Raw genomic sequence first — 23,571 nt, 5'->3', positions numbered from 1 at the left:
AGCGTCAATGACGCTCTAATCATTTGCCGGTACTAGTGTCAGGCAGGTGATCTCCGACGGCGAGCCAAAGCGGTTGGGTGGGCCCCAATAACCGGTCCCCCGATTCACATATACCCACAAATTTTTCAAACGGTGCAGGCCAGCTACATAAGGCTGTTGCAGTGGCACCAAGTATTTCCATGGCCAAAACTGGCCGCCATGCGTATGTCCGGATAACTGTAAATCAAAACCTGCCAACTCGGCTTCTTTGGAACTCAGCGGCTGGTGCGCGAGCAGGATTTTTGGTGCATGCTGCGGCGCACCGGCAATCGCTGCATGTGGGTCACTCTGGTGATGGTCATAGAACCCGCCAGCGGTAATGTCTGTCACACCAGCCAATACTAAGGTTGCGCCATCATGCGTCAGCTGCACGTGCTCATTGAGCAATACCTGTATCCCTAAGCGCTTTATTTCCTGAATCCAGTCCAGTGCGCCAGAATAATATTCATGATTCCCGGTAACAAAAAAACTGCCGTGGCGCGCATTCAATTGCGCCAGCGGTTGGGTATGCGTTGAGAGTTCACTGACGCGACCATCCACCAGGTCGCCGGTAATGGCAATCAGGTCGGCGTCTAGGGTGTTGACGCGGTTAACAATGCGCGAAAGATAGCCTTTTTTAATGGTAGGCCCGACGTGGATATCGCTGATCTGCACAATACGGAAGCCATTCAGCGTGGCAGGCAAATTGCGTAAAGGCACTTTGATTTTAATCACCCTGGCTAATCGACGGGCATTGAAAAAGCCGATCACACTGATTGCTACTGCGCCTGTGATTGCCAATAAAGCAGTGTTCTTCTCCAGCGTTAAAAAGTTCGCCTGGAAAAAGTGCGAAGCATCCATCCCAGCGACCACCAGCAAGAAAATATCTCGTATTAGTGTCAGTACCAGCAATGAAGAAAACACGCCCATCAGCGTCATTGCGACCCAGCTGGTGGTATCACGCAAAGCATGGTTACGCAGCCCGCGTGCCAGGAAAGCGACTGGCTGCAGCAGCGTTGAAATGACCAGGAATATCCAACCGGCCCACAGCACCCAATCAGCCCAGGCAACCGAGTTTAGAAGGCGTGAACCGATGTAGTAATGCAAGACACTGACCATGGTGGTGAATGTGAGCAGGAAGCGTAGAGGCGGCATGTATTGTTTTTGTTGGCTGGAGGATGGGTACTCGTTAGATGGAGCCAGCGCCAATAGATTCAAGTCAGCCTGGTAATTAAAGCATAACCGCTAGCTGTTAAAGCAACAGCGGCAGCTTGGCTTTGTGCGCTAGCAGTCTGGCTGGTTAAACCACTGATGATGGTAATGCTCAAACGCTTGAATGGCACGGGTAGGGCGCAGCCTGGCATCCTGCAGGCATTTTTGGCGCCAGTCATCCAGTTGTTCCATGCCTAAATTGACATGCTCGGCATGCAATGAGGGAAACGACCCGTTGAGTAACTGAGGCAGGTCTTGCAATGCCAAACTCACCTGGTCGCGGTAATAGGCCAGTTTGTGTTCAAACTCGTTATCCAGCCTGCCGTAACGGCGCAACAAATATTGGGGAATACGCGACAGGCGCAATGCCTGGTCGGCAGTAGCTAACCTGGAAACAGCTTTTTCTACGATGCCGGAATCACACTGCATCGCTTGCGTTAACGTTTCTACAATGGTTTTGCGGTGTATACGCAATAGTTTGGAAGGCGAAGGAATGTCTGTCGTTTGCAGGTAAGCATCCATTGCCCATTCAGCAGCCGCATGCGTGAGCAGACTGTCATGCTGCCACTTGGCTTCAAAAGTAGGTACAAAATGCTGGTGGGCAACGACATCGGTCAGCAGGTGGACGTTATAACCTATACCCAGCGCCAGTTGTCTCTCATTTTTGGTATGCAGTAATTGCTGGCCTATGCCCCAGCCATGGCTGTGATTAAAGGTACGGGAAACTACTGCCAGATCCGGCAGGCAGGCGCCAGCCAGCACCAGTGTCGGGTAACGCCGCATCACGCCTAACCAGGGCAATGGCAATAAAGGTAATGTCTGTAACCAGCTATGGGTATAAGCCACATGGGAATACAACCCCCAGGCATGTGCTTCGCTGGGCATCGCAATCATTAATAGCAGTACGGCTAAACATCTGAAGATACTTTTTTGCATGTGCGCACTCTGCGCCTGGTAGATGACAGATGCATGATGATTGTATGACATTGATATGAAAGGGATTTAGTCATAAAAGCATCACGAACCCTTGTTAAAGTATGTGAGAATTGTTTACATGGAACCGCTTAAACGGAACTTTGCATGAAAATATTGATGATTTCAGATGTGTATTTCCCACGCGTAAATGGCGTTTCAACCAGCATTCGCACCTTTGCAGAAAGCCTGCGTGCAGATGGGCATAGCGTGCACCTGATTGCGCCTCAATACGCGCAGCCCCTTGATCATGCACTGATTGGTGATGAAGCCTGGATCACGCGCATAGATGCGCGCAAGATTGTGTTTGATCCTGAAGATTACTTAATGAAGTGGTCGGCACTGGTGGCCTATATTGAAAGCCTGCATCCTGGTGATTACGACATGGTTCATATCCATACTCCCTTTATCGCGCACTATGCCGGGCTTAAAATCGCCAAGAAACTGCAAGTGCCGGTGCTGGAAACCTACCACACCTTCTTTGAAGACTATATGCACCATTACTTGCCGTGGGTACCACGTAAGTTTGCGGTGAATATTGCGCAATGGGTATCTCGTAAGCAATGCCAGCAGGTGGATACCGTGGTGTCACCTTCAGCGCAAATGCGTGATGTCTTGCAACAATACGGGGTCACCACGCCAATTACCGTGATTCCTACCGGCCTGGATGCCTCACGTTTTGTACCTGGTGATGGCGCAGCTTTCAGGGAGAAATATGGCATCCCCGCACAAAGGCCTTTGCTGATGTTTGTTGGCCGGGTTGCACATGAAAAGAATATCCAGTTCTTGCTGGAAATGTTGTCGCTGGTCATCCAGGATCACCCCGAGGTTTTACTGGTGATCACGGGTGAAGGCCCGGCCGAAGCGATGTTGAAAAAAATGACAAAGGATAACGGCTTGCAACAGAACGTGATGTTCCTGGGTTACCTGGACCGTGCTGTCGGCCTGAATGCCGCTTACCGTGCTGCGGATATCTTTGTGTTTGCTTCCAAGAGTGAAACACAAGGGCTGGTATTGCTGGAAGCCATGGCGCAGGAAACACCGGTGGTTGCCATCGCTGAACTGGGCACTGCCTCCATCTTGCGCCATGAGCAGGGCGCGCTGATTGCACAAGATGACGAGTTGCACTTTGCCGAACAAGTACAAACCTTGCTGATTGACCACCAGTTGCGTGAGCGTGTTGGTAAAAATGGCAAACGCTATGTGGAACAGGTATGGTCAAGCGAAGCACAGGCCAAGAAGTTGCTGGAGTGCTACGAGCGTTTGATGCTGGCCAATTTTCCGCTGTCAGCTTCTGCAGCCGCATAATTCAGGCAGCACACACTTACTGTGATGCTGCCATCCCTGCTGATTTTCCGGAATTTTTCCTGGACCACTTGACGCTTGCCAGCTGGCGCGCCAAGATACCGGCAGCCTTGCACTCGAGCAAGCAGCACAATCTCAGGATAATCTAATATGTTAACTCAACACCTGCCGCACGCTGGTTGCCTTTTTTGAGTGCCAGCCAGAATTTGGCAGTCTTTAAATTTCTCATTGATTTAAACAATAGAGTTTAAAACTCGAATTAATTGATTATTTCTACACATCCAAGGAGTGAAAATGGCAGCATATTTAATTGCAGATGTACTACTTAAAAATGATGAATGGGTTCCTGAATATGCAAAGCATGTTCACCTGATTGCGGAAAAACATGGTGGAAGATATTTGAGTCGTAGTGCTAATATTGATGTGCTTGAGGGTAAGCCATTAGAAAACACATTGATTGCTTTAATTCAGTTTCCTAATAAAGAAGCAGCATTAGCATTTGCGAATGACCCTGAATATGCGCCATTCTCAAAAGCCAGGCAAGAGGGTACTGAAAGCCGTTTCCAGTTGATAGATGACACTGATGTTGCAGGTGCCATCCCTTACCTTCCTAAATAACGGATCAGTTTCATCTGAGCAAGTTATCGAAGATTAAACGCTTGAGCATGTTGTAAGTGTCCAATAAAAAACGCCGCAATTTGCGGCGTTTTTTATTGGAAAAGTGGAGTTAACCAAATTTACCGGTAATGTAATCTTCAGTTTCCTTACGGCCAGGGTTAGTAAAGATTTTGTCGGTATCATCGTACTCGATCAGTTCACCCAGGTACATATACGCCGTGTAATCGGACACACGTGCTGCCTGTTGCATATTGTGTGTCACGACCAGAATCGTTAATTTACTACGCAGCTCAACCATTAACTCTTCAATGTTTGCCGTTGCAATCGGGTCCAGTGCTGAAGTCGGTTCATCGAACAACATGATTTCCGGATCCGTGGCCAGCGCGCGGGCAATACACAAGCGTTGTTGCTGACCACCGGACAGGTTGAATGCCAGATCGTGCAAACGGTCTTTGACTTCATTCCACAATGCTGCGCCTTTCAGCGCTTCTTCTACTTTGTCATCCATGATGCGTTTGTTGTTTTCACCACGCACGCGCAGACCGTAAGCCACGTTCTCATAGATCGATTTCGGAAACGGGTTAGGTTTCTGGAACACCATGCTGATACGCATGCGTACTTCAATCGGGTCCACGCCGCTATCGAGCACATTGGTGTTATCCGGGTGCATTACAATCTGGCCCTGATATTTATTACCAGGATACAGGTCGTGCATGCGGTTGAAACAGCGCAGGAATGTGGATTTACCACAGCCTGAAGGACCAATCAGCGCAGTGATTTTGTTCTCGTACAAAGGCATGGAAATACCTTTGAGTGCGCGGGCACCGTTGCTATAAAAAAAGTTTAAATCGCGTGCTTCGGCTTTAATCGGGGTCGTTATTGTGGCCATGATATTTTCTAAATCCTGTGTGGCATTACCATTTAATATTTTTACGAATTTTGTAGCGTAACCAGATTGCGCCACCGTTCATCAACAAGGTGACAACAATAATGAGTGCCCCAGTGGCGGCCGCATTGACATGAAATGCATGGTCAGGGCGGGACAACCAGTTAAACATCTGGATCGGCATCACAGTAAAGCCGGAGGATAACCATTCAAAGTTAATGAATGGTGCCTCTGTAGTGATTGGTGAGGGTGGCAGAAAGGCGATGAATGTCAGCGCACCAATGGTGATAATCGGTGCAGTTTCACCTAAAGCGCGGGACATACCGATAATCACACCGGTCAAAATGCCGCCATAAGAGTATTTGAATACATGGTCATACACCACTTGCCATTTGGTCGCGCCAACGCCGTATGCGGCTTCGCGGATAGAAACCGGGATAGCACGTATGGCTTCGCGGGTAGACACAATCACAATTGGTAGAATCAGCAGACCCAAGGTTAAACCGGCCGTCAGGATACTTTGACCCAAACCCAGGATGTACACAAATAAACCTAGCGCCAGCAAACCGTAAATAATGGAGGGTACGCCAGCCAGATTGGAGACGTTGATTTCAATCAGGTCAGTAAAGAAATTTTTCGGCGCATATTCTTCGAGGTACAAACCGGCGGCGACGCCTATAGGCACCGCAGAAAGGAATGTCACAATCATCACCAGCAATGAACCTACCCATGCGGAAAGCAAGCCGGCACGCGCTGCACGACGCGAAGGGAATTCAGTCAGGAATTCAAGGTTGAATTTAGGATAGCCATCAGCAATCAACTGCCAGAACAGCAACATCAGTGTCATCAGGCCTAGCATCAGACAGAGTAGGCCCAGCGTTGCAAACAATGTGTCGTTACGCTTGTGGCGTTTAATCATGGCGCGCACTTCGGCCAGATTTTCAAGTACAGAAGCTTTATGTTCCATGTTGGTATTATTCCCGCATCGTCCGGTAGTCGGTTACCGGCAGTGTATCGTTGTTATATGTCAGTTTTGCGTCAGGGTATATCTTAAGAGTTAGTAACTCTCGCGATAGCGTTTGCGTACCCAGTGACCGATGATGTTAAAAGTTAACGTCATTGCCATTAACACCAGGCCGGCGGCAAAGATACTTTGGTAACCAATGCTGCCATGTGGCAAATCGCCCATGGCAACCTGCACAATGTAAGCGGTAATCGTCGCAGCGCTTTCTAGTGGATTGAATGTCAGGTTAGGTTGCTGGCCCGCAGCAATCGCTACCACCATAGTTTCACCCACCGCGCGGGAGATCGCCAGGATATAGGCAGCCACAATACCGGAGATAGCCGCTGGCGTGATCACTTTAACCGCAGTCTGGAAACGGGTTGCACCCATCGCATAAGAACCTTCACGCATGCTCATAGGCACCGCGCGCATGGCATCTTCAGACAGTGAGGCAATGTAAGGAATAATCATGATGCCCATCACAATACCGGCACCCAGCATGTTGAAGCTAGGCAGATCCGGATAGATGGTCTGCAGTAATGGCGTGACAAAGAACAAGGCAAAATAGCCGAACACTACGGTTGGTACACCCACCAGCAATTCCAGGATAGGCTTCACAATCTCGCGTGTTTTGTGTGTGGCAAATTCAGACAGGAAAATCGCCGATATGGTACCGATAGGCACGGCCACTGCCAGGGCGATGGCAGAAGTCGTTAATGTACCGGAAACCAGTGGCAAGATGCCGTAGTGCGCATCTTCAAATAGGGGGGTCCATTCGGTATCGGTGAAAAACTCAACCACAGACACGGTTTTGAAAAAACTTAAAGACTCATATAACAACACGCCTACAATCGCGAAGGTAGTGGCTACCGCTACCAGTGCCGCCATCATCAGTATCAACTCAATGATGCGTTCTTTGACATTTCTACGGATGTTTTTAGCCAGTCTGGGGCTGATGGGCAGTTCCACGGGTGCTTGCATTGCTTGAGTCGCCATAGTGATGATCTGTCAGGGTAAGAATTTTAGCGGATAATCCGCGCTACAGGCCGATTAGTGAAGAAAAAAGGGGCTTGCTCAGCCCCTTTCATCATTACTTGATACGGGATAACAGGTCAGTAATCTTGATGCCGACTTCTGAAGTACCGTTAAAACCAGTGCCTGGTTTCATCGCTTTGAAATGTGTTTTTACTGCATCGTAATCTTCTTTTGGCAATGGTACGTATTTCACTTCTTTTACCAGTTCCGGTGCATTTTCCAGGTAGAAATTCACAAATGCCTTGATTTCTGGTTTGAATGCAGCTGAAGTTGCGTTCACATAGATAAACAATGGACGTGCCAGTGGTTGGTAAGTACCGTCCATTACCGTTGCTTCAGAAGGCAATACAGGTTTACCGCCTTCTTTAGCTACAATAGGAATGGCTCTCAGCTTGTCTGTGTTTTCCAGGTAGTAAGCCAGGCCAAAGTAAGCCAAACCACCTTGGTTACCTGAAACGCCTTGTACCAGGACGTTGTCATCTTCTGATGGCGTGTAATCTTTACGGCTGGCTTTGGCTTTGCCATTCACCGCTTCAGTAAAGTAATCAAATGTACCGGAAGAAGTACCAGGACCATACAGGTTCATCGCTTTGTCCGGGAAGGTTGCATTCACTTGCTTCCAGTTTTTAACAGAAGAGTTTGGCTCCCAGATTTTTTTCAGTTCTGCGACTGTCAGTTGTTTTACCCAGTCATTTTTACTGTTCACCACTACAGTCAACGCATCGTAGGCGATTGGTAGCTCGATAAACTGTACGCCGCCTTCTTTACACAGGTCTATTTCTTTTTGTGTGATTGGGCGTGAAGCATCTGAAATGTCAGTTTCGCCACGGCAGAATTTTTTGAAACCACCGCCAGTACCAGATTCACCTACAGTCACCTTGATACCTTTGGTACGCTGAAACTCCTCAGCGACGGCTTCGGTAATCGGGTATACAGTGCTCGAACCGTCAATTTTGATAATCTTGTCCGCTGCATTAGCTGCTGAAAAGCTGAATGTTTGTACAATCAATGAAGCGATTAAAGTAGTGCGGAACAACGTGGTATTCATTTATACACTCCTGTGTGTGGTGTTATCTTGCAATGCGTGAATCTTAGAAACTTTATATGACAAAAATGTGACAAAAAATAAAAAAGGCGCACCAGGCGCCTATTTTGCATGACATTTTTCTTACAACACACTTTCACCGATATGGTACGCAATTGCTGCCATAATCGCTGCGCAGGGGATAGTCAGTACCCATGCCCAGACAATACGCGAAGCTAATCCCCAACGTACAGCGGTCATCCGGCGTGATAGTCCTACGCCGACAATGGCGCCGGTAATAGTGTGGGTAGTTGAAACGGGTATCCCCAGGCTAGTGGCCAGGAATAACGCAATCGAGCCGGAGGTTTGTGCTGCAAAGCCACCGGTCGGGCGAATCTTGGTAATGCCCATGCCCATGGTACGCACGATACGCCAGCCGCCAAACAGGGTGCCGAGGCCCATTGCCAGCTGGCAGGCAATCACCACCCAGAATGGCACATGAAAGTCACCTTGCAGGTAGCCATTGGCAAACAGCAATACCGTAATAATGCCCATGGTTTTTTGCGCGTCATTAGCGCCATGCCCAAGGCTGAATAACGAAGATGAAATAAATTGCATCTTGTTAAAGCGGCTTTCGATTTTGTAGGGTGATGAGCGCTGAAATGCCCACATGATACCGATGGACAACAACAGCGCCAGCAACATGCCAAACAATGGCGACAAGATAATGGCAATACCGGTGCTGATCAGTTTGCTGCCTATGATCACGCCCTTAGTGCCTGAGTGCGCCATGCCTGCGCCGATCAGGCCGCCAATCAGCGCGTGTGACGAGGAGGAGGGGATGCCGAACCACCAGGTGATGACGTTCCAGGCAATTGCGCCAAACAGGGCGCCGAAGATAATGGTGTTGTTGACGATATTCGGGTCTATGATCCCTTTACCTACCGTGTCTGCCACATGCAAACCAAAAAACAGGAAAGCGACAAAGTTAAAGAAAGCAGCCCAGATAACGGCTGCCTGAGGGGTTAGCAAACGGGTTGAAACCATCAGCGCTATGGAGTTGGCGGCATCATGAAAGCCGTTCATAAAATCAAAGATCAGGGCGACGAAAACAAGCACCGCCATGACGATTATCACGTGATCCATGACGATTCCTTAAATGCGTTCCAACACGACGCCGTGAATCACATCCGCGACATCCTCACAGCTGTCGACAGCCTCTTCGAACAAATCATATAGTTGCTTGGAACGGATCAGGGTGCGGGCATCATGGTCTTCAGAAAACAGCCTGTGCATGCCAGAGCGCATAATGTGGTCGGCCTCACCTTCGATGGTGCTGATTTCCTCACAAGTGCGCAAAATGCGTTCGGCATCTTTCATATCTGACAGCATATGCACGGCATCGCGTACTTTTTCGGCCGCTCTTAGCAGGATCTGCGCAAGCGCTACCATTTCAGGGGTGAATTTGGTATGGCCGTAGATTTCCGCACTCTGCGGAATCGCTTCCATATAATCAATGATGTCATCCAGCGCCATCGCCAGTTCGCGGATTTCTCGGCGGTCAAACGGGGTAATAAAGGTCTTGTGCAGGGAAAGCAGGATCTCTTTGGTATATTCGTCCGCTTCGGATTCAATTTTGCGGATTTCGGCAAAATGTGTGTGAAACCCGGCCTGATCTACCTCTGCTGCCATTAACGCCAATACTTTGGAACCACGCACAGCACAGTCGGCCAGACGGTTAAACAGCACAAAATAGTTATCGTTTCTAGGGCTGATTGCAGCCATAATGCGGCCAAAGGTGGCATGCGCCATTGAGGACTCCCGGACGGTTACAAAGTTTTGTGACCGTGATTTTACTATTTTGTGACAGTGAATGTGACAAAAATATGAATTCTTTACTAAATTGATGCCCATCTATGACCCTGAATCACATGCAAGGCTGCGGTATAATGCTGGCTTTTACTCTCTGACCAATCAAAAATGGAAGCCGAACACCTCAATAGTATCGCCAACGCACTCAGCGATTTGACGCAACGTCACCAGGCCCTTCGGGGGTATCTTTGACTACGAAAACAAACAGCAACGTTTAGCCGAGGTCAACGGTCTGCTCGAAGATCCCAAGATTTGGGACAATGCAGAAAAGGCACAAAACCTGGGCAAGGAAAAACGCATGCTGGAAACCGTGGTCATGACGCTGGACGATGTGCATCAGTCATTGTCTGATAGCCGTGAGTTGTTTGAGATGGCGCGTGAAGAGAATGATGATGACACCTTATTGAGTGTAGAAGCAGATACAAAAAAGATTGAGGAAATCATCGCTGCGATGGAATTCAAACGCATGTTCTCGCAGCCTTTGGATGCCAACAACTGCTTTATCGAATTCCAGTCTGGTAGTGGCGGTACTGAAGCGCAGGACTGGGCGGGCATGTTATTGCGCATGTATTTACGTTACGTCGAGCGCAAAGGTTTCAAAGTCGAGGTGCTGGAGGAGTCAGAAGGTGATATTGCCGGGATTAAGGGCGCATCGATCAAAGTCAGCGGTGATTATGCGTTCGGCACATTGCGTACTGAAAGCGGCGTCCATCGCCTAGTGCGTAAATCGCCGTTTGACGCCAACTCCAAGCGTCATACCAGCTTTGCCAGCGTGCAGATATTCCCAGAGGTAGATGATTCGATTGAAATTGACATCAACTCGGCCGATTTGCGCATTGATACCTACCGCGCCAGCGGTGCCGGTGGTCAGCACATTAACAAAACCGACTCAGCGGTGCGTATCACCCACTTGCCGACCAATGTGGTGGTGCAGTGCCAGAATGACCGTTCACAACATCGTAACCGAGAGGAAGCGATGAATATGCTGAAGGGTGCTTTGTATAACCTAGAGCTGAGCAAGCGAAACGAGGAAAAGCAGGCGCTGGAAGATGCCAAAACCGATATCGGCTGGGGTCACCAGATCCGAAGTTATGTGCTGGACCAGGGACGTATCAAAGACCTGCGTACCAATGTCGAGATTGGCAATACGCAGGGCGTGCTGGATGGCGACCTGGATCCGTTTATTATGGAAAGCCTCAAGCAGGGGCTTTAAGTTAATATTCAGGTAATTAAAAAGGCAGCGGAGTCGCTGCCTTTTTATATTGAATAATCACCTAGTCAGCTTGCCCATCAATATAAAGCCATTGCCCACTTTCTCGGCTAAATCGGCTATATTCGGTCAGTTGTTCTTTCTTCTGTTTACCACTCTGAAAAGTCGCCACAAACTTTACAAACGCCGTATCCGCATCCGGCTGCTCATGTGAAAGCACCTGCAGTTTTAACCATTTGATACCTCCTAAATCTTCTTGAGTAAGGCTTTTAGGTTGTGTGTCTTGATGCCAGGTATGCAAAATATATTCTGGCAATTTTAATGCATAGGCGCTGTAACGCGAACGCATCAAACGTTCAGCATCTGGTGCGGGTGTGCCGTTATGCAAAGGCTGGCAGCAGTCTGTATAAGCTTTACCGCTGTAACATGGGCAGGCATTTTTCATTGGGTATTCCGAATCTCAGTATGCAAGTCGTTTAGCGATCAAGTGATTGTCGATAATCTGTTCCAAGGTCGAGTCTGCATCAAAACAACTCTGTTTGTGCTGCCGGCGGGGCCGCCAATAACTGATCGATATCAAGCTCGAAGATACCAAGTTTGCCCGCACATGGCATTAACGGTAGCGGTCTTGCCTGTTCAAATAAAAAACCAAAATAGTCATGATGCACACCGCCGAAATGCGCGCGCTGATCGCGACTAACTCCTGTTGGTAATTCCCCAGGTTTGCAGCACAGCACAAGTTTGGCAATGCCAACCACACCGCCATATTCCAGTTTATCCACATCAGGGATGGGAACGTCGGTGTTGAATTTAATGTGCTGATAATACTGCTCGTACAACCCTTTGCTGGCATGAATGAGCATGGGGCCGCGATATTGCGTGCCCCAGGTGCGGTCATCGACCAGCAAGTAGCCGTTTGCGATCAGCCAGGCAAACGGTTGCTTGAAAGATAAAGCCTTGATCACGCCTGACGGCATTGAAATAGACATAAGTCCTGCTGACATCGAATGTATGGATTTAAGCGATTTCCCGTGTTTCCATAAACTGGATATCCGGGTAGCGCTCTTGCGCCATCTGCAGGTTGACGCGGTTAGGTGCCAGATAGACATAGTCATCTGCACTATCCAAACCTACGTTGAAACCGTACTTGTCAGCGATGGCCTTCAGATCTGCATCTGAGCCTTTCAGCCAACGCGCCGTGTAACAGTCATATGGCTCGAAAATCATATCGACGCCATATTCATGTTCCAGGCGATGCGACACTACGTCAAACTGCAGCATACCTACGGCACCAAGGATCAGATCGTTGGAAAGTAGCGGACGGAACAACTGCGCTGCGCCTTCTTCGGAGAGTTGCTTGAGGCCTATTTGTAACTGCTTCATTTTCATCGGATTTTTAATGCGTGCACGGCGGAAAAATTCCGGTGCAAATGAAGGGATGCCGGTGAATTTCAGTGCTTCGTTTTCGGTAAATGTATCGCCAAGCTTAATGGTGCCATGGTTAGGAATGCCGATAATGTCGCCGGAATATGCTTCATCCATAATAGTACGGTCTTGCGCCATAAACGTAATGGCGTTATTGACGTTAAGCATTTTGCCGGAAGCCACTTGCTTGATTTTCATGCCACGTTCAAAACGGCCGGAACACACCCGCAGGAATGCAATGCGGTCGCGGTGTTTTGGGTCCATATTGGCCTGGATCTTGAATACAAAGCCTGCGAATTTTTCTTCATTGGCGGCAACAGAACGCGTGGCCGTGTTGCGTGCTTGTGGTGGCGGTGACAGATCAACTACGGCATCCAGTAAGGATTGCACACCAAAGTTATTGACTGCAGAACCAAAGAATACAGGCGTCTGCTTGCCGCTTAAATAGCGCTCTTTATTAAACTCATTCGATGCACCACGGACCAGCTCAATGTCCACGCGTAGCTCTTGTGCCTGGTATCCTATCAGCTCGTCCAGGCGCGGGTTGTCGATACCCTGGATAGTTTCCGAAGTGCCTTTTTCAGCACGTGGATCGAAAAACAGAATACTGTCAGTCACCAGGTTATAAACACCACGGAAAGTTTTACCCATACCAATTGGCCAGGTCATGGGCGCACACTCCATGCCCAGTGTCGTTTCGATTTCATCCAGCAACTCAATTGGCGCACGGCTTTCGCGGTCAAGCTTATTGATGAAGGTGATGATAGGCGTGTCGCGCATACGGCAGACGTTGAGCAGCTTGATGGTTTGCGCTTCCACGCCATTGACAGAGTCAATCACCATCACGGCCGAGTCAACCGCTGTCAGCGTCCGATAGGTATCTTCAGAGAAGTCATCATGGCCTGGTGTATCCAGCAGGTTGACCATGTGGTCACGGTAGGGAAACTGCATCACGGAAGAGGTGACTGAAATACCACGTTGCTTTTCCAGTTCCATCCAGTCAGACGTGGCATGGCGCGCAGCCTTGCGGCCACGAACTTCACCAGCGACCTGGATAGCGCCGCCGAACCACAGCAGCTTTTCAGTAAGCGTGGTTTTACCCGCATCCGGGTGAGAAATAATGGCAAAGGTGCGACGGCGTTGGACTTCTTGCTGCAAACTGGACATGAAAAAATAGCGGCTCGTTTAAAAGCCGCTATTTTAACCTATTTGCCTGATGGGGATGGCTGTGAGTAAGCTGATTGCTATTTTCGCATCAGGAAAACAGCAATCGCGATAAATACCGCCAGGATAATCAGGCCTTCCATACTGCTCTGTCTTAACTCACTGGTTGTTTCAACTGCTCCAGAATCGCCGGGTTATCCAAAGTGGAAATATCAGAGGTGATTTCTTCCCCTTTGGCCAAACTGCGCAGCAAGCGGCGCATGATTTTCCCTGAACGCGTTTTTGGTAAATTATCACCAAAACGAATTTCATCCGGCTTGGCAATCGGGCCGATTTCCTTGCCTACCCATTCACGCAATTCAGCGACGATTTTCTTGGCTTGTTCGCCTTCCGGACGTTTGCCTTTCAACACTACATATGCCACCACGGATTCGCCTTTAATCGGATGCGGTTTCCCCACGACAGCTGACTCAGCGACCAATGGGTTAGCAACCAGTGCCGATTCAATCTCCATGGTGCCCAGACGGTGACCGGAGACATTGAGCACATCGTCAATCCGTCCCATGATGGTGAAGTTACCAGTGGTGGCATCGCGCACGGCGCCATCCCCCGCCAGGTAAATATTGCCACCCAGTTCAGCCGGGTAGTAACTGGCTTTGAAACGTTCTGGATCATTGTAAATAGTGCGGATCATGGACGGCCAGGGTTTCTTGATTACCAGCAGACCGCCATTGCCCCAGGGAATATCTTTGCCGGTTTCATCCACCACATCTATATCAATGCCGGGGAAGGGCAGGGTACATGAACCCGGAACTAGCTTAGTAGCGCCCGGTAGCGGTGTAATGACATGACCGCCGGTTTCTGTTTGCCAGAACGTATCCACGATAGGGCAGCGGCTGCCGCCTACTTGCTCGTAGTACCACATCCACGCTTCAGGATTGATCGGTTCACCTACCGTGCCCAGCAAGCGCAGGCTGGATAAATCATATTTTCCAGGGTGCGTAGCAGCATCAGATTCGCCAGCTTTAATCAATGAACGGATTGCGGTCGGCGCAGTGTAGAACACGCTGACCTGATGGCGCTGTATCATTTCCCAGAAACGGCCCGCGTTAGGAAAAGTAGGGATGCCTTCAAACACGATTTGCGTTGCGCCCATGGCCAACGGGCCGTAGGTCACATAACTATGGCCGGTAATCCATCCCACATCGGCGGTACACCAGTAAATGTCATCCGGTTTGATATCAAAAGTCCAGCGCATAGTGTTCATGGCATGGAGCAAATAACCCGCCGAGCTGTGTTGTACACCTTTAGGTTTACCGGTGGAACCTGAGGTATACAACAGAAATAAAGGATGTTCGGCCTCGACCATCACCGGCTCGCACTCGTCGGGTTTTCCTGCAATCAGGTCATGCCACCAGGTACATTTGCTGTCCCAGGCCACATCCTGTCCGGTTTTCTTGAACACCACGATATTGCGGATGCTGTCACAGCCCCCCATCGCGATACCTTCATCCACTGCTTGTTTCAATGGCAGTGTTTTGCCACCACGGTATTGGCCGTCAGAGGTAATGACTGCGACAGCACCGGCATCAATGATGCGCTCATTCAGGCTTTTGGCAGAAAAACCGCCAAATACCACAGAGTGGATAAGGCCGAGGCGTGCACAGGCCTGCATGGCGACAATGGCCTCAATGCCCATAGGCAGGTAAATAATGACGCGGTCGCCTTTGATCAGATCGAGTGATTTGAGGCCATTGGCAAACTGGCAAACCTGATGATAAAGCTCTTTGTAAGTGACATTTTTAATGTCGCCGTTATCGGCTTCAAAGATAATGGCTGTCTTGTTCGGGATGGTTTTTAAATGCTTGTCCAGGCAGTTGGCTGAAACGTTTAATTCACCATCTTCAAACCACTTGTAAAACGGAGCTTGCTCTTCATTCAGGGTTTTAGTGAACGGTTTGTGCCAGATCAATAATTCCCGTGCCAGGTTGGCCCAGAATCCTTCGTAATCCTGTGCAACCTCTTTGCACAAACGGTTGTATTCCTCCATGCTGCCCACGGCTGCCTGGCTGGAAAAAGCTGCGCCCGGTGCAAACACGCGGTGCTCATGAAGTACAGATTCGATAGACATAGCGTCCCCCAAAAATCAATGTCAAAAAATGCCAAAAATCAATCTTAAAAAATCAAACCAAAATGCAGGTTTGGTGAACCTCAGGTATTATTGTTCTGGTTCTGATTGACCAACTCTCCGAGCACACAAAACACCCTCATTAAGAGCGATATCTCATGCAACAGCTTGCCGAAATTCTAACAGAAAAGCAGGTGCCGTCTACAGAAGCGGCCTATTTGCTGCATGCGGCGGCATGTAGCCCGTTTTTTGCCAGATTCGCTACAAAAAATACAGATTTCCTGACTGATCTGTTAGATAACTTATACAAGACCTATAAGACTGCAGATGTCGCCAAGCTATTTTCAGTCGAAAAAAATCTGGATTCAACTGAAAAAAATCACTCAGAAGCGGTTTTTTTGCAACAAATAAGGCAGATTCGTCAACGCTTGATGGCACACATGATAGTTCGCGACCTGAATGGTCTGGCTAATTTTGAAGAAGTTGTAGAGACCACCAGTGCGCTGGCGGAAGCGGCGATTGCTGCCGCGGCAGATTTCTATCACGCCGAACTGGTCAAGACTTATGGCACGCCGCGTAATGCGCAAGGCCATCCTCAGCAATTAATCGTAGTCGGCATGGGCAAGCTGGGCGGGCGTGAACTGAATGTGTCATCTGATATAGACCTGATTTTTGCCTATGAGCACGAAGGCGACACTGATGGTGAAAAATCCATCAGCAATCAGGATTTCTTTACTAGGCTGGGTAAAAAATTGATTGTGGCGCTGGATGATGTGACTGCCGATGGCTTTGTGTTCCGCGTGGATATGCGTTTGCGCCCGTATGGTTCTGAAGGCGCACTGGTTTGTAACCTGGATGCACTGGAAGATTATTACCAGAACTACGGACGCGAATGGGAGCGATATGCCTGGATTAAGGGAAGGGTGGTCTATGGGCCAGCGGGAGCTTTGAATAAGCTAATCCGGCCATTCGTCTTCCGTAAATACCTGGATTTTAACGCGTATGCGTCTATGCGTGACCTGAAAACCCAAATCCAGCGCGATGTGGTGCAACGCGGCATGTCGAACAATATCAAGCTGGGTCGCGGTGGCATACGCGAAGTTGAGTTTATTGCACAGGTGTTCCAGTTGATCCGTGGCGGGCAGTTGCCCGACTTACAGATCAAGCCAACATTGGCTGTGCTGGCGCGTCTGGCGGAACGCGGCATGCTGCCTGCGGAAGATGTCGCGGCCCTAACAGAGAGTTATATCTACCTGCGTAACCTGGAGCATAGATTGATGTATATCGATGACCAGCAGACACAGGGTCTACCGGATTCAGAGACCTATCGTGACTACCTGTTACGCATGCTTAAACATCAGAGCTGGGACAGTTTTATCGCCGAGCTGAATCAGCACAGGGACCGAGTGCAGCGATTCTTTGATGATACTTTCAAGGATCAGAGAACTAATGATCAGCAAGCAAATGATTTAGAACAGGAAATAGCCATTTGGCAAGGCACGATTGCCGCAAGTGAGGCTGAGAAATGGTTGCAGGAGCAAGGCTATACCCGAGCTGCCGATATTGTACAGCTGCTGCAAAACACGCGTGCCAGCCAGAGAATTCAGCAATTACCCGAACAAAGCAAACGCCGCCTCGATCAATTAATGCCACTACTGCTGCGTGAGGCGATACAGCAGCAAAGCATAGTGCCGGACACGGCATTGATTCGTACGCTGGATTTACTGGAAAGCATTTGCCGCCGCGCCAGCTATTTAGCCTTGCTGACTGAATTCCCCGATGCGTTGGCTTTGATCGTGAAATTGTGTGCCGCCAGCCCGTGGATTGCACAATATGTGTCCGCACACCCGGTATTACTTGATGAATTACTGAATAAACAAACCCTGTTTAAACGGCTGGATGCCGCGCAATTAAAAGCCGAATTGATCCAGCATATGGCGCATCTGGCGGGTGATGTGGAAGCGCAAATGGATGCCATGCGCCACTTCAAGCATGCCAATGTACTGAAAATAGCCGCACAGGATTTGATGACTGCATTGCCGCTGGAAGCGATCTCAGATGACCTGAGCGCGCTGGCTGAAGTGGTGCTACAGGTCAGCCTGCAAACTGTCTGGCAGAATATTTCGTTCAAACATAGAGAAACGCCACAATTTGCAGTGATTGGCTATGGCAAGCTGGGTGGCAAGGAACTTGGCTATTTATCCGACCTGGACATTATTTTCCTGTATGACGATGCCGCCGATAACGCGCAGGAAGTCTATGCCCGTTATGCGCAACGGCTGAATACCTGGTTCAATACCATCACCAATGCCGGTTTGCTGTATGACACCGATCTGCAATTACGGCCGGATGGTAACAGCGGCTTACTGGTGAGTAGTGTGGGTGCTTTTGAGGAGTACCAGAAAAATAAAGCCTGGGTATGGGAGCACCAGGCCATTACACGTGCGCGTTTTGTCGCCGGTGAAGCCAAAGTGGGGCAGCAGTTTGAGCGTATCCGTATGGAGATATTGAAATCTAGGCGCAATCAGTCAGATATCAAGCAACAGATACTGGATATGCGGCAGAAGATGCGTGCTTCCCATCGTTTTGACCCTGCCATGTTTGACCTTAAGCATGAAGCTGGCGGCATTATAGATGTTGAGTTCTTAGTGCAATATCTGGTGTTATTGCATGCGGCAGATTACCAAAAATTAACCGAGAACATTGGTAATATTGCCTTGCTGGGAGTATTGGCAGAAAGTGGGTTGATCAATGCGCCACTTGCCGAGCTGGTGCGGCAGTCATACCGTCAGTACCGTGCCTGGATACACGCAAGTAAATTACAGGGTGAGCCGGCCAAGGTCGAAAAATCATTGGCAGAACCATTGCAACAGCCAGTGATTGCACTTTGGCAGTCGGTATTTGAATCCAAAGGCTGACAAAGAGGAAGCCCCCAGACTCTTATACGCCCCAGCGCAGGCCCGCAGTATGCACCGGGCTTTCCCAATGTTGCTTAATTTCTTCGTCCAGCAAGCAAACGGTCATTGATGCACCTGCCATATCAATAGCCGTGATGTAATTACCAACCAGGCTGCGGGCGACAGTAAAGCCTTTTTCTTTCAGCAGTTTGGCAGCGGTATTGTAGATCAAATAAAGCTCCATCAATGGTGTCGCTCCCAGGCCATTGACCAGCAATAGTACTTCGCCATTGAGCGGTAATTGTTTAGTTTCAATATCGTGCAAAATCGCAGCCACCATGTCACTGACAATGGCATCTGCCTCACGCATTTTTTCACGTCGGCGGCCAGGTTCTCCATGAATGCCAACGCCCATTTCAATTTCGCTGTCGGATATATCAAAAGTAGGGCGGCCAGCAGCTGGCACCGTACAGCTGGTCAACGCTGCGCCTATGCTGGATGTGCGCCGGTTGATTTTTTCACCCAGTGTTTTGCATGCTTCCAGATCGGCGCCGGTTTCTGCCAGGCTGCCTACACATTTTTCTACAATCACGGTACCGGCCACACCCCGGCGGCCAGTCGTGTAAGTGCTGTTAACTACAGCGCAATCATCTGAGGTGTATACCGTTGCATGCTCAAATGACAGCATTTCAGCGGCCATTTCAAAGTTCATCACATCACCGGCATAGTTTTTCACGATAAATAGCACACCTTTATCGGCATGCACCGCTTCTGCTGCCGCCAGCATCTGGTCCGGTGTTGGCGAGGTAAAGACTTGTCCTGGGCAGGCAGCATCAAGCATGCCTTTGCCTACATAGCCTGCATGTAAAGGTTCATGGCCAGAGCCGCCGCCGGATATAATCGCGACTTTATTTTTTGCTTTGTGCTTGCGGGTGACTAAGGTAGGCTCGAAGTGTACTTCAACCAGATCGGCATGCGCAGTGGCAAAGCCACTCAGGCTTTCGACCAGCATATGATCTACATTGTTTAGAAATTTTTTCATATTTACTCCTGTGCCCGACATAGTAAGCCGCTAATCGTTTTTAATTGTTTGGTTTTGCATCGCGTATCAGTTTGCAGATGATTTAATTGCTTAAGACCAGATCACAAACGCTATGTATCATCACCTGGCAGCTTTTAGCACCGGCATCCAGATGGCCGATAGCACGCTCGCCCAAACCGGAAGCGCGACCTTTGGTGGCTAACATATTACGCGTAGATTCCAGGCCTTCACTTGCAACCGCTTTTAATGCTGATGCGATTTCTTTTGCAGATTTATCTTGTTCGGCTAATTGTTTAAATGTAGTCGATACTGGAATCAGTACATCAAGCATGGTTTTTTCACCTGCCTGCGCTTTGCCGCGCTGCATGATGGCCTGCACGCCAGCGTCAAAAGCCAGCGCGATTTCCTTAATGGTTATGTTGTCGCAGGCCTTGAGTGTTTTACCCATGCTCATGAAGAAGCTGGCGAACAAAGGGCCGGAGGCACCGCCTATCGTGCTCAGCAGTTTCATGCCGATTTTATTAAGCGCATCAGCGGCTGACAAAGCCTCGAGTTCCGGGGCAATGCCGACAATCGCCTCACAGCCGCGCTTCATATTAATGTAGTGGTCGCCATCGCCGATTTCGCGGTCCAGGCCTTCGATATCCGCTTCATGTTGCAGAATGGCAGCGCGAATGGCAGCAGCCTTAAGGTTAATTGTGTCGCTATTCATCTTGGGTTAATGTCATCATCTATGTGTTTTCAGGCAAGCTTTTAAGTATGCAAACATTATGCTACTGATAAGCAATTGTGGATGGCAAGCTTGTTTTTTCTTCTGCTGGATTAGGCGTTTTGATCACTAGCGTTTAAAATGCTGCCGCTGTCCTCGTGGTGAAACAGGATATCACCAGCCCCTCCTAAGGGCTAGTTTCAGGTTCGAGTCCTGACGGGGACACCCATTCCGTATGAGTAATCGTGGTAAGTGCTTGAAAACAAGCGTTTTCTGCCATATAATTGCGGATTGGCTTTTTTGTCAATTAACTTGGCATGTATTCACATAGGGTGCCCGCAAGGGTGTTATTGAATGCATGTGAATGAATAACCCTTTGAAATAGAAAGACTTATTATGTCAGTGACTATGCGTCAAATGTTGGAGGCTGGTGTTCACTTTGGCCACCAAACTCGTTACTGGAACCCGAAAATGGCTGAGTTCATTTTTGGCGATCGTAACAAAATCCATATCGTTAACCTTGAAAAAACCCTGCCACTATTTGAAGATGCACAAAAATATGTGCGTACTCTGGCAGCCAACAAGGGCCGTATTCTGTTCGTAGGCACCAAGCGTCAAGCCCGCGACATCGTTAAAGAAGAAGCGCAACGTGCCAGCTGCGCATACGTTAACCATCGCTGGTTGGGTGGTATGTTGACTAACTTCAAAACTGTTAAACAATCTATCAAGCGTTTAACTGACTTCGAAAACATGATGCAAGACGGCAGCATCGAAAAGTTCGGTAAAAAAGAAGCTTTGGGCATCAAGCGCGAAATCGAAAAACTGGAGCGTTCCATCGGTGGTATTAAAGAGATGGGCGGCTTGCCAGATGCGATTTTCGTGATCGACGTTGGTCATGAAAGTGGCGCGATTACTGAAGCACGCAAACTGGGTATTCCAGTGATTGGTATCGTTGATACCAACAACTCACCAGATGGTATTACTTATGTAATTCCTGGTAACGATGACTCATCACGTGCGATTCGTCTGTACGCTCGTGGTATGGCAGATGCAGTGCTGGAAGGCCGTGCTAACGCGATTACTGAAATCGTTAAAGCAGCGCAAGAAGAAGCCGCGCCAGCAGCCGCGACTACAGAGGCTGTTGCCGAGTAATTACTCGCAGCGAAAAAAGGGGCTATGCGCCCCTTTTTCTATTGCATCGCATGCAATATGGCTGACACATCGTCAGTGTATTGTTGATTAAAAGAATATTTAGTAAATCCTCAAGCAGGAATCCTAACAAAAGGAGTAGTAAATGGCTGAAATTACCGCAGGCATGGTGAAAGAGTTACGTGAGCGCACCGATGCACCTATGATGGACTGTAAAAAAGCATTGACTGAAGCTGAAGGCGATATGACACGTGCCGAAGAAATTCTGCGTGTGCGTTTTGGTAACAAGGCAAGCAAAGCTGCTGGCCGTGTGGCAGCTGAAGGTACCGTAGGTATCAATATCGCCGCTGGTGGTAAAGTTGGTACTTTGATCGAAGTAAACTCTGAAACAGACTTCTGTGCCAAAAACGAAGAGTTTCTGAAATTTGTGTCTGAATTGGCACAAGTGGTTAATGAAAATAACCCTGCCGATATCGAAGCGGTTGCTGGTTTGCCTATGCGTGGTGAGACTGCTGAAGCTGTGCGTGCGCAACTGGTTGGTAAAATCGGTGAAAACATCACGCCACGTCGTTTTGTACGTACTGAAGCCAAAGGCCAGTTGTATAGCTATGTACACGGTAGCAAAATCGGTGTGCTGGTTGACTTGGTTGGTGGTGACGAGAATCTGGGTAAAGACCTGGCGATGCACATAGCTGCTGCGAAACCGAAATCACTGGATGCCAGTGGCGTGGATGCGGCTTTGATCGAAGCAGAGCGTCGCGTAGCGATTGAGAAAGCTAAAGAAGCTGGCAAACCAGACGCCATGCTGGAAAAAATCGCTGACGGTACTGTGCAAAAATTCTTGAAAGAAGTGACTTTGCTGAGCCAGACTTTTGTGAAAGATGACAAACTGTCGATTGAGCAATTGCTGAAAAATAACAATGCAAGCGTTGCTTCATTTACGATGTATGTTGTTGGTGAAGGCATTGAAAAAGTAGTGGTGGATTACGCAGCTGAAGTAGCTGCTGCGGCAAAAGTTTAATTGCTTTCAAGCAATCCCTAAAAAGTGGAATCTGCGGATTCCACTTTTTTTATGCTTAACGGGTCGGTTTCTGGCCCAATAAACCGTGTTTTGTGATTAAATAGGCACATTTTGAGTTTGGGAAAAATAGCAATGGCACAACCTGTTTTCAAGCGTGTTCTCCTTAAATTATCCGGTGAGGCGCTGATGGGCGATGATGCTTACGGCATTAATCGTGAGACAGTGAATGCGATTGTTTTGCAAGTCAAAGAAATCGTTGATATGGGTGTGCAGGTCGGCATCGTGATTGGTGGTGGTAATATTTTCCGTGGCATCGCACCCGCAGCCGAAGGCATGGACCGCGCAACGGCTGATTATATGGGTATGCTCGCTACGGTCATGAATGCCATGGCGTTGCAGGATGCCATGAAGCATGCGGGTGTCGCTGCGCGTGTACAAAGTGCATTGAATATCGAAGCAGTGGCTGAACCTTATATTCGTGGCAAAGCAATTCGTTACCTTGAAGAAGGTAAAGTGGTGATTTTTGGTGCCGGTACCGGTAACCCGTTCTTTACCACCGATACGGCTGCTGCATTGCGTGGCGTAGAGATTGATGCGGAAATCGTTTTAAAAGCGACCAAGGTCGATGGCATTTATACCGCTGATCCGAAAAAAGATCCGACAGCAACCCGCTACGATACCGTTTCATTTGATGAAGCGATTAATAAAAACCTGAAAGTAATGGACGCTACAGCGTTTACTCTATGCCGTGACCAGAAAATGCCGATTGCCGTTTTCAGTATTTTCAAACAAGGCGCGCTTAAGAATATTATCCTGGGTCAGAATGAAGGCACGCGCGTTAAGGCTTAATGCTTGACGGTTGCGGAAGTAAAGTAAGATTG

General features: G+C 48.8%; 21 protein-coding genes. 7 read left to right on the top strand and 14 right to left on the bottom strand.

From position 1 onward, the window contains the following. Positions 1-15: 15 nt before the first annotated feature. Positions 16-1,173, bottom strand: coding sequence for a metallophosphoesterase (locus tag LPA26_RS05425; protein ID WP_229007601.1), 1,158 nt, complete (start codon positions 1,171-1,173; stop codon positions 16-18). Between the two features lie 129 nt (positions 1,174-1,302). Next, positions 1,303-2,166, bottom strand: a complete 864-nt coding sequence (locus tag LPA26_RS05420) for a zinc dependent phospholipase C family protein (protein ID WP_229007600.1) — start codon at positions 2,164-2,166, stop codon at positions 1,303-1,305. Between the two features lie 144 nt (positions 2,167-2,310). Here LPA26_RS05420 and LPA26_RS05415 point away from each other — a divergent pair, with 144 nt between their 5' ends. Together LPA26_RS05415 and LPA26_RS05410 are read left to right on the top strand one after the other, a co-directional pair. After that, the gene (locus LPA26_RS05415) at positions 2,311-3,510 is read left to right on the top strand and encodes a glycosyltransferase (RefSeq protein ID WP_229007599.1); all 1,200 of its coding nucleotides are present in this window, start codon (positions 2,311-2,313) and stop codon (positions 3,508-3,510) included. Positions 3,511-3,801: 291 nt separating this feature from the next. Beyond that, positions 3,802-4,125, top strand: a complete 324-nt coding sequence (locus LPA26_RS05410; protein ID WP_055825905.1) for a DUF1330 domain-containing protein — start codon at positions 3,802-3,804, stop codon at positions 4,123-4,125. Between the two features lie 109 nt (positions 4,126-4,234). Here the strand turns inward: LPA26_RS05410 and pstB are convergent, their stop codons facing one another. The 6 genes from pstB to LPA26_RS05380 all read right to left on the bottom strand — a co-directional run bounded on the left by pstB (position 4,235) and on the right by LPA26_RS05380 (position 9,885). Continuing rightward, complete coding sequence (pstB, locus tag LPA26_RS05405) at positions 4,235-5,014, bottom strand: phosphate ABC transporter ATP-binding protein PstB (protein ID WP_055825903.1); 780 nt, start codon at positions 5,012-5,014, stop codon at positions 4,235-4,237. A gap of 25 nt (positions 5,015-5,039) precedes the next feature. Continuing rightward, positions 5,040-5,978 carry a phosphate ABC transporter permease PstA gene (pstA, locus tag LPA26_RS05400; protein WP_055825901.1) on the bottom strand — a complete coding sequence of 313 codons (939 nt, stop codon included), beginning with the start codon at positions 5,976-5,978 and terminating at the stop codon, positions 5,040-5,042. A gap of 90 nt (positions 5,979-6,068) precedes the next feature. Continuing rightward, positions 6,069-6,995: a phosphate ABC transporter permease subunit PstC gene (pstC, locus tag LPA26_RS05395; RefSeq protein ID WP_229008332.1), complete on the bottom strand. Its 927-nt coding sequence runs from the start codon at positions 6,993-6,995 to the stop codon at positions 6,069-6,071. Between the two features lie 109 nt (positions 6,996-7,104). Continuing rightward, the gene (locus tag LPA26_RS05390) at positions 7,105-8,097 is read right to left on the bottom strand and encodes a PstS family phosphate ABC transporter substrate-binding protein (RefSeq protein ID WP_229007598.1); all 993 of its coding nucleotides are present in this window, start codon (positions 8,095-8,097) and stop codon (positions 7,105-7,107) included. Positions 8,098-8,217: 120 nt separating this feature from the next. Next, positions 8,218-9,219 carry an inorganic phosphate transporter gene (locus LPA26_RS05385; RefSeq protein ID WP_055825896.1) on the bottom strand — a complete coding sequence of 334 codons (1,002 nt, stop codon included), beginning with the start codon at positions 9,217-9,219 and terminating at the stop codon, positions 8,218-8,220. A gap of 9 nt (positions 9,220-9,228) precedes the next feature. Continuing rightward, positions 9,229-9,885 (bottom strand): DUF47 domain-containing protein, encoded by a 657-nt coding sequence (locus LPA26_RS05380; protein ID WP_055825894.1) that lies wholly within the window; start codon positions 9,883-9,885, stop codon positions 9,229-9,231. 168 nt (positions 9,886-10,053) lie between these two features. On the opposite strand from LPA26_RS05380, the gene prfB reads away from it, so the two are divergent. Continuing rightward, a protein-coding gene (gene prfB / locus LPA26_RS05375) for a peptide chain release factor 2 (protein WP_229007597.1) occupies positions 10,054-11,158 on the top strand; the annotation gives its coding sequence in 2 pieces (ribosomal slippage) (positions 10,054-10,134 and positions 10,136-11,158; 1,104 coding nt in all). A gap of 61 nt (positions 11,159-11,219) precedes the next feature. Here prfB and LPA26_RS05370 read toward each other — a convergent pair. The 4 genes from LPA26_RS05370 to acs all read right to left on the bottom strand — a co-directional run bounded on the left by LPA26_RS05370 (position 11,220) and on the right by acs (position 15,875). After that, positions 11,220-11,600 carry a YchJ family protein gene (locus LPA26_RS05370; protein WP_055825891.1) on the bottom strand — a complete coding sequence of 127 codons (381 nt, stop codon included), beginning with the start codon at positions 11,598-11,600 and terminating at the stop codon, positions 11,220-11,222. A 79-nt stretch (positions 11,601-11,679) separates the two neighbouring features. Continuing rightward, positions 11,680-12,144: a hypothetical protein gene (locus tag LPA26_RS05365; RefSeq protein WP_229007596.1), complete on the bottom strand. Its 465-nt coding sequence runs from the start codon at positions 12,142-12,144 to the stop codon at positions 11,680-11,682. Between the two features lie 28 nt (positions 12,145-12,172). Then, entirely contained in the window at positions 12,173-13,747 is a 1,575-nt protein-coding gene (locus LPA26_RS05360) for a peptide chain release factor 3 (protein WP_055825887.1), read from the bottom strand. Between the two features lie 151 nt (positions 13,748-13,898). Next, on the bottom strand, positions 13,899-15,875 hold the full coding sequence (gene acs / locus LPA26_RS05355; RefSeq protein WP_229007595.1) for an acetate--CoA ligase: 1,977 nt from the start codon (positions 15,873-15,875) through the stop codon (positions 13,899-13,901). Positions 15,876-16,030: 155 nt separating this feature from the next. On the opposite strand from acs, the gene glnE reads away from it, so the two are divergent. After that, positions 16,031-18,790, top strand: a complete 2,760-nt coding sequence (gene glnE / locus LPA26_RS05350; protein WP_229007594.1) for a bifunctional [glutamate--ammonia ligase]-adenylyl-L-tyrosine phosphorylase/[glutamate--ammonia-ligase] adenylyltransferase — start codon at positions 16,031-16,033, stop codon at positions 18,788-18,790. A 22-nt stretch (positions 18,791-18,812) separates the two neighbouring features. Here the strand turns inward: glnE and dhaK are convergent, their stop codons facing one another. Both dhaK and dhaL read right to left on the bottom strand, forming a co-directional pair. Then, on the bottom strand, positions 18,813-19,811 hold the full coding sequence (dhaK, locus tag LPA26_RS05345) for a dihydroxyacetone kinase subunit DhaK (protein ID WP_229007593.1): 999 nt from the start codon (positions 19,809-19,811) through the stop codon (positions 18,813-18,815). An 82-nt stretch (positions 19,812-19,893) separates the two neighbouring features. Further along, entirely contained in the window at positions 19,894-20,523 is a 630-nt protein-coding gene (dhaL, locus tag LPA26_RS05340; RefSeq protein WP_229007592.1) for a dihydroxyacetone kinase subunit DhaL, read from the bottom strand. Between the two features lie 393 nt (positions 20,524-20,916). On the opposite strand from dhaL, the gene rpsB reads away from it, so the two are divergent. The 3 genes from rpsB (at position 20,917) to pyrH (ending at position 23,539) form a co-directional block, all read left to right on the top strand. After that, positions 20,917-21,672, top strand: coding sequence for a 30S ribosomal protein S2 (rpsB, locus tag LPA26_RS05335; RefSeq protein ID WP_055825876.1), 756 nt, complete (start codon positions 20,917-20,919; stop codon positions 21,670-21,672). A 142-nt stretch (positions 21,673-21,814) separates the two neighbouring features. Further along, complete coding sequence (gene tsf, locus LPA26_RS05330) at positions 21,815-22,690, top strand: translation elongation factor Ts (protein WP_055825873.1); 876 nt, start codon at positions 21,815-21,817, stop codon at positions 22,688-22,690. A 132-nt stretch (positions 22,691-22,822) separates the two neighbouring features. Next, entirely contained in the window at positions 22,823-23,539 is a 717-nt protein-coding gene (pyrH, locus tag LPA26_RS05325; RefSeq protein WP_229007591.1) for a UMP kinase, read from the top strand. Positions 23,540-23,571 lie beyond the last annotated feature (32 nt).

It is taken from the genome of Methylophilus sp. Leaf408, assembly GCF_916856905.1.
Lineage (GTDB): Bacteria > Pseudomonadota > Gammaproteobacteria > Burkholderiales > Methylophilaceae > Methylophilus.
Note: the sequence above shows the minus strand (reverse complement) of the source record. Positions and strands in the feature narration are given on the sequence as shown.

Coding starts and splice junctions, on each gene's coding strand:
- pyrH (WP_229007591.1), top strand. CDS start 22,823: ATGGCACAACCTGTTTTCAAGCGTGTTCTCCTTAAATTATCCGGTGAG.
- LPA26_RS05410 (WP_055825905.1), top strand. CDS start 3,802: ATGGCAGCATATTTAATTGCAGATGTACTACTTAAAAATGATGAATGG.
- dhaK (WP_229007593.1), bottom strand. CDS start 19,811: ATGAAAAAATTTCTAAACAATGTAGATCATATGCTGGTCGAAAGCCTG.
- LPA26_RS05385 (WP_055825896.1), bottom strand. CDS start 9,219: ATGGATCACGTGATAATCGTCATGGCGGTGCTTGTTTTCGTCGCCCTG.
- glnE (WP_229007594.1), top strand. CDS start 16,031: ATGCAACAGCTTGCCGAAATTCTAACAGAAAAGCAGGTGCCGTCTACA.
- rpsB (WP_055825876.1), top strand. CDS start 20,917: ATGTCAGTGACTATGCGTCAAATGTTGGAGGCTGGTGTTCACTTTGGC.
- pstB (WP_055825903.1), bottom strand. CDS start 5,014: ATGGCCACAATAACGACCCCGATTAAAGCCGAAGCACGCGATTTAAAC.
- LPA26_RS05360 (WP_055825887.1), bottom strand. CDS start 13,747: ATGTCCAGTTTGCAGCAAGAAGTCCAACGCCGTCGCACCTTTGCCATT.
- tsf (WP_055825873.1), top strand. CDS start 21,815: ATGGCTGAAATTACCGCAGGCATGGTGAAAGAGTTACGTGAGCGCACC.
- pstC (WP_229008332.1), bottom strand. CDS start 6,995: ATGCAAGCACCCGTGGAACTGCCCATCAGCCCCAGACTGGCTAAAAAC.
- LPA26_RS05370 (WP_055825891.1), bottom strand. CDS start 11,600: ATGAAAAATGCCTGCCCATGTTACAGCGGTAAAGCTTATACAGACTGC.
- LPA26_RS05425 (WP_229007601.1), bottom strand. CDS start 1,173: ATGCCGCCTCTACGCTTCCTGCTCACATTCACCACCATGGTCAGTGTC.
- pstA (WP_055825901.1), bottom strand. CDS start 5,978: ATGGAACATAAAGCTTCTGTACTTGAAAATCTGGCCGAAGTGCGCGCC.
- dhaL (WP_229007592.1), bottom strand. CDS start 20,523: ATGAATAGCGACACAATTAACCTTAAGGCTGCTGCCATTCGCGCTGCC.
- LPA26_RS05420 (WP_229007600.1), bottom strand. CDS start 2,166: ATGCAAAAAAGTATCTTCAGATGTTTAGCCGTACTGCTATTAATGATT.
- LPA26_RS05365 (WP_229007596.1), bottom strand. CDS start 12,144: ATGTCTATTTCAATGCCGTCAGGCGTGATCAAGGCTTTATCTTTCAAG.
- acs (WP_229007595.1), bottom strand. CDS start 15,875: ATGTCTATCGAATCTGTACTTCATGAGCACCGCGTGTTTGCACCGGGC.
- LPA26_RS05380 (WP_055825894.1), bottom strand. CDS start 9,885: ATGGCGCATGCCACCTTTGGCCGCATTATGGCTGCAATCAGCCCTAGA.
- LPA26_RS05390 (WP_229007598.1), bottom strand. CDS start 8,097: ATGAATACCACGTTGTTCCGCACTACTTTAATCGCTTCATTGATTGTA.
- LPA26_RS05415 (WP_229007599.1), top strand. CDS start 2,311: ATGAAAATATTGATGATTTCAGATGTGTATTTCCCACGCGTAAATGGC.